At 73.1% G+C, this 5,107-nt stretch carries 5 protein-coding genes; all 5 read left to right on the forward strand.

Features of this window, described 5'->3' with window-relative positions:
• On the forward strand, positions 1–444 hold a 444-nt coding region (locus EFK10_RS11970; RefSeq protein WP_322973320.1), incomplete at its 5' end, for a sirohydrochlorin chelatase.
• A 128-nt stretch (positions 445–572) separates the two neighbouring features.
• The gene (locus tag EFK10_RS11975; protein ID WP_127355704.1) at positions 573–1,862 is read left to right on the forward strand and encodes a deoxyguanosinetriphosphate triphosphohydrolase; all 1,290 of its coding nucleotides are present in this window, start codon (positions 573–575) and stop codon (positions 1,860–1,862) included.
• A 109-nt stretch (positions 1,863–1,971) separates the two neighbouring features.
• Positions 1,972–3,234 carry an NAD(P)/FAD-dependent oxidoreductase gene (locus EFK10_RS11980; RefSeq protein ID WP_127355705.1) on the forward strand — a complete coding sequence of 421 codons (1,263 nt, stop codon included), beginning with the start codon at positions 1,972–1,974 and terminating at the stop codon, positions 3,232–3,234.
• Between the two features lie 18 nt (positions 3,235–3,252).
• The gene (locus tag EFK10_RS11985; protein WP_127355706.1) at positions 3,253–3,690 is read left to right on the forward strand and encodes a GNAT family N-acetyltransferase; all 438 of its coding nucleotides are present in this window, start codon (positions 3,253–3,255) and stop codon (positions 3,688–3,690) included.
• A gap of 20 nt (positions 3,691–3,710) precedes the next feature.
• Positions 3,711–5,107: DNA primase (gene dnaG, locus EFK10_RS11990; RefSeq protein WP_127355707.1), on the forward strand; the 1,397-nt coding region annotated here is incomplete at its 3' end.

Below are 5,107 nucleotides of genomic sequence, written 5' to 3' on the forward strand. Positions count from 1 at the left end.
CTCGGGCCGCACCCGCTGCTCGCCGAGGCGCTGCACGGCCGCCTCGCCGAGGCAGGCTGGCGTGCGGGCGCGGCCCGGTCGGGCGTGGTGCTGGCCGCCGCCGGTTCCCGGGACCCGGAGTCCGCCCGTGACACGGCCCGTACGGCCGCGCTGCTGCGCGGGCGGCTCGGCGGGATCCCCGTCGTCCCGGCCTTCGCCACGGCCGGGCCCAGCGTCACCGACTCGGTCAACGCCCTGCTCGCCCGGGGGCGCGACCGGGTAGCCGTCGCCTCCTGCTTCGCCTCGCCCGGCCGCTTCGCCACCCAGACCTCCACCGCCGCACCCGGCCTCGCCGCCGCGCCCCTCGGCGCCCACCCGGCCATGGCCCGGCTCGTCCTGCACCGCTACGACCAGGCCCTGTCGGCCGCCGCCGGCCCGGCCTGGGCGCAGTTCGCCACTGCTTGACGTGTGCTCGGCTTCCCGCGTGGATCTGCGCGGGGAGGGCGACGCGGTGACAGTCGGGCACACCGCCGCGCACTACCGCCCCCGCCCCGTAGCCCGCCGCAAGCGCGGCGCTGGCGTACGGTCGGCGCATGGACGACGTGAACGACCCGGGCGGAGCCCCGTACCGAGAGGCCGATACGGAACGCTACGTATCGGAGCCGGACAAGAGGCCGGGGAGGACGGCGTTCCAGCGGGACCGGGCGAGGATGCTGCACAGTGCGGGTCTGCGGAGGCTGGCCGGGAAGACGCAGGTGGTGGACCCGGTGGACAGCTCGCCGGAGATCAACACGAGCCCCCGCACGCGGCTGACGCACAGCCTGGAGTGCGCGCAGGTCGGCCGGGAGCTGGGCGCGGCGCTGGGGTGCGACCCGGACCTGGTGGAGACCGCGTGCCTGGCGCACGACATCGGGCACCCGCCCTTCGGACACAACGGCGAACAGGTGCTGGCGGAGGTCGCCGAGGGCTGCGGCGGCTTCGAGGGCAACGCGCAGTCGCTGCGCCTGCTGACCCGGCTTGAGCCCAAGCGCTTCTCTCCCGACGGCTTCAGCGTCGGCCTCAACCTCACCCGGGCCGCGCTCGACGCCGCCACCAAGTACCCCTGGCCGCGCGGCAGCCACCCCAGGGACCCGGCGAGCCCGAAGTTCGGGGTGTACGAGGACGACCTGCCGGTGTTCACATGGCTCCGCAAGGGCACGCCGGCCGACCGGCAGTGCTTCGAGGCGCAGGTGATGGACTGGGCCGACGACGTGGCGTACTCCGTCCACGACGTCGAGGACGGCCTGCACGCCGGCCACCTCGACCCCAACCTGCTCCTCGCCGAGCCCGAGCGCCGCGAGGTCTTCTCGGTGGCCGCCGCCCGCTACGCCCACGGCGTGGACGAGCAGGAACTGGCCGAAGCCCTCGACCGGCTGCTGGCCCAGGAGTGGTGGCCGCACGGCTACGACGGCTCGGCGGTCGCCCAGGCCCGCCTGAAGGACGCCTCCTCGCAGCTCATCGGCCGCTTCTGCCTCGCGGCCGAGCGGGCCACCCGGGACGCGTACGGCACCGGGCGGCTCACCCGCTACCGCGCCGAGCTGGTGGTGCCCCGCGAACAGCGTCTGGAGTGCGCCGTGCTGAAGGCGGTCGCCGACCGGTACGTCATGCAGCGCGACGCGCAGGCACGGCGGCGCGCCCAGCAGCGGATCGTGATCGCCGAGCTGGCCGAGGCGCTGCTCGCCCGGGCGCCGGAGGGCCTGGACCCGCAGTTCCGGGGCATCTTCGAGGCGGCGGAGGACGACCGCACCCGGCAGCGGGCCGTGGTTGACCAGATCGCGTCGCTGACGGATGCTTCCGCCACGGCGTTGCACGCCCGCCTCGTCTCCGCGTACGCCGGCCCGTAGCGGCTGGTCGGCGCGGCACTCTTCCCGCAGGCCGCGTGGTGAGGGACGCTCGCAGGGCTGGACAGAGCCGAACAGCAGGGTTCAGAGTCGAACACCAGGGAGGCGCACAGTGGTGGACGCAGATCAGACCTTTGTCATCGTCGGGGCGGGGCTCGCGGGCGCCAAGGCGGCGGAGACGCTGCGCGCCGAGGGCTTCACCGGCCGGGTGATACTGATCGGCGACGAGCGCGACCACCCGTACGAGCGCCCGCCGCTGTCCAAGGGCTTCCTGCTCGGCAACGAGGACCGGGACTCGGTCTTCGTCCAGCCCGCCGGCTGGTACGCCGACCATGACGTCGAACTGCACCTCGGCCAGCCCGTCGTCGGCCTCGACCGCGAGGCGAAGACGGTGACCCTCGGCGACGGCACTTCGCTGCGCTACGACAAGCTGCTGCTGGCCACCGGCGCCGAGCCCCGCCGCCTCGACATCCCCGGCACCGACCTGGCCGGCGTCCACCACCTGCGCCGCCTCGCCCACGCCGAGCGCCTCAAGAACGTACTGGCCTCCCTCGGCCGCGAGAACGGCCAGCTCGTCATCGCGGGGGCCGGCTGGATCGGACTCGAAGTCGCGGCCGCCGCGCGCGGGTACGGCGCCGAGGTCACCGTGGTCGAACCCGGGCCGACCCCGCTGCACGCCGTGCTCGGGCCGGAACTGGGGGAGGTCTTCGCCGAGCTGCACCGCGAGCACGGCGTCCGCTTCCACTTCGGCGCCCAGCTCACCGAGATCACCGGCCAGGGCGGCATGGTCATGTCCGTCCTCACCGACGACGGCGAGGAGCACCCCGCCCACGACGTCCTCGCCGCCATCGGCGCCGCCCCCCGGATCGCCCTCGCCGAGGCCGCCGGGCTCAGCCTCGCCGAGCGCTCGGCCGGCGGCGGCATCGCCGTGGACGCCCTCCTGCGTACCTCGGACCCGGACATCTTCGCCGCCGGCGACGTGGCCAACGCCGAACACCCGCTGCTGGGCGGCCGGTTGCGCGTCGAGCACTGGGCCAACGCCCTGAACAGCGGCCCGGTCGCCGGTCGCAACATGCTCGGCAAGGAGGTCGTCTACGACCGCGTCCCGTACTTCTTCACCGACCAGTACGACCTCGGCATGGAGTTCTCCGGCCATGCCGCTCCCGGCACGTACGACCAGGTCATCGCGCGCGGTGATGTCGGCAAGCGGCAGTTCATCGCCTTCTGGCTGAGCCAGGGCCGGGTCCTGGCCGGCATGAATGTCAACATCTGGGACGTCACCGACACCATCCAGAAGCTGATCCGCTCCGGCGCCCGCGTCGACCCCGACCGACTCGCCGACCCCTCGGTGCCGCTAGCCTCGTTCCTGGAGTGATCAGGAAAGGGGCACGTCATGCGCACGGCCGTCGTACCGCTGGGGGAGATCTTCGAGCTGCGCCGGGACGTCCTGCGCCCCGGCCGGCCACGCGAGACCGCCGCCTTCATCGAGGACGGCCACCCGAAGGTCTTCCACATCGCCGCCTACGAGCCCGACGGCACCCTCGCCGCCTGCGCCACGTTCTTCCCGGAGCAGCTCAAGGGCGAGTCCGGCCGTGCCTACCGCCTGCGCGGCATGGCCAGCGCCGACGCCGTCCGTGGCCAGGGCTACGGTGCCGCCGTCCTGCGGGCCGGGATGGACGAGGCCCGGGCGCGCGGCGCCGAGCTGGTCTGGTGCAACGGCCGCTCCGCCGCCCGGGGCTTCTACGAGCACCACGGCTTCGCCGCGGCCGGCGAGGAGTTCCAGCTGGAGCCCGCGGGGCCGCACTACGTCTTCGTGGTCAAGCTGTCGTAACCCGGCCGTAGACTTCTGCCGTGGCAGGCAGGATCAGAGACGAAGACGTGAAGGCGGTTCGGGACGCGGTCCCGATCGACGCCGTCGTCTCGGAGTACCTGCAGCTCAAGAACGCGGGCGGCGGCAACCTCAAGGGCCTGTGCCCCTTTCATGATGAGAAGTCCCCGTCCTTCCAGGTAAGTCCCAGCAAGGGGCTTTTCTACTGCTTCGGCTGCCAAGAAGGCGGCGACACCCTCGACTTCGTCATGAAGCTCGACCACCTCTCCTTCTCCGAGGCCGTCGAGCGCCTCGCCGGCGTGGCCGGCGTCACCCTCCGCTACGACGAGGGCGGCTACGCCCCCGGCCGCCAGCAGGGCGAGCGGATCCGCCTCGTCGAGGCGCACAAGATCGCCGCCCAGTTCTACGCCGAGCAGCTCGGCAGCGCCGAGGCGGAGATCGGCCGCAAGTTCCTGGCCGAGCGCGGCTTCGACCAGGCCGCCGCCGAGCACTTCGGCGTCGGTTACGCGCCGGCCGGCTGGGACCACCTCATCCGCTTCTTGCGCGGCAAGGGCTTCACCGACAAGGAGCTGCTCACCTCCGGTCTGGCCAGCGAGGGCCGCCGGGGCGCGATCGACCGTTTCCGGGGTCGGCTGATCTGGCCGATCCGCGACATCACCGGAGAGGTGATCGGCTTCGGCGCGCGCAAGCTCCGCGAGGACGACCAGGGCCCGAAGTACCTCAACACCCCCGAGACCCCGCTCTACAAGAAGTCCCAGGTCCTGTACGGGATCGACCTCGCCAAGAAGGACATCGCGAAGACCAACCAGGCCGTGGTCGTCGAGGGCTACACCGACGTCATGGCCTGCCACCTCGCCGGGGTCACCACCGCCATCGCCACCTGCGGCACCGCCTTCGCGGGGGACCACATCAAGATCCTCCGCCGGCTGCTGATGGACAACGCCAACGCCGAGGTCGTCTTCACCTTCGACGGCGACGCGGCCGGGCAGAAGGCCGCCCTCCGGGCCTTCGAGGACGACCAGAAGTTCGCCGCCGAGACCTCGATCGCGATCACCCCCGGCGGCATGGACCCCTGCGAGCTGCGCCTCGCGGAGGGCGACGCGGCCGTGGCCCGGCTCGTGGAGAACCGCACCCCGCTCTTCGCCTTCGCCCTGCGCTCCGTCGTCTCCGGCTACAACCTCGACACCGCCGAGGGCCGCGCCTCCGCCCTCGAAGCGGGCGCGCCCATCGTCGCCGGGATCAAGAACTCCGCCATCCAGCACGAGTACGCCGTCCAGCTCGCCGGCATGCTCGGCATCCTGGACTCCCAGTTCGTGGTCCGCCGCGTCGGCCAGCTCGCCCGCTGGCAGCGCGACCGCCGATCGTCCGGCGGCGCCCCCGGCCCCCGTAACGCCGCCCCCGCCGGCCGGCCCCAGGGCGC

The organism is Streptomyces soli (assembly GCF_003999195.1).
In the GTDB taxonomy this organism is placed as follows: Bacteria; Actinomycetota; Actinomycetes; order Streptomycetales; family Streptomycetaceae; genus Actinacidiphila; species Actinacidiphila soli.

Bases quoted from the DNA above. Each gene is read 5' to 3' on its own strand.
- EFK10_RS11975 (WP_127355704.1), top strand. From the start codon at position 573: ATGGACGACGTGAACGACCCGGGCGGAGCCCCGTACCGAGAGGCCGAT.
- EFK10_RS11985 (WP_127355706.1), top strand. From the start codon at position 3,253: ATGCGCACGGCCGTCGTACCGCTGGGGGAGATCTTCGAGCTGCGCCGG.